Annotated in this window: 1 protein-coding gene; it reads left to right on the top strand. The window is 37.8% G+C overall.

The features are described 5' to 3' along the window. A partial coding sequence (locus R0J92_RS21990; RefSeq protein ID WP_411053211.1) for an MMPL family transporter occupies nucleotides 1-345 on the top strand: 345 nt, incomplete at its 5' end. Between the last annotated feature and the right edge of the window lie 12 nt (nucleotides 346-357).

The following is a 357-nucleotide window of genomic DNA, read 5'->3' on the forward strand; positions in this document are numbered from 1 at the left end:
GTGAATCCATACAGTATAGAGGCCATTGAATTTTTAAAAGAATTCCGTACAGATCAATCCACCTATCGTTTATCAGATGGTCAAGAGGTTCAGCTATCTTTTGCGGGCACAACGGCTAAATTAGTGGATGAACAACAAGTGAATCAATCAGATATTAAAAAGATTGTTTTGCTGGAAACGTTACTCATTCTTCTCTTGTTACTCGTTCTGACACGCTCGATCAAAATGTCGATTTATATGATGGCGACGATTTTAATCTCCTTTGTATCTTCTGTAGTGTTAGGCATTTTCTTATTGGATGTTTTATTTGGATATGATGCCATTTCCACTCGTGCCCCTGTATAGGCCTTTGTCTGT

Origin of the sequence: Tritonibacter sp. SIMBA_163 (genome assembly GCF_046535935.1) — a bacterium.
Classification (GTDB): Bacteria; Pseudomonadota; Alphaproteobacteria; order Rhodobacterales; family Rhodobacteraceae; genus Epibacterium; species Epibacterium scottomollicae.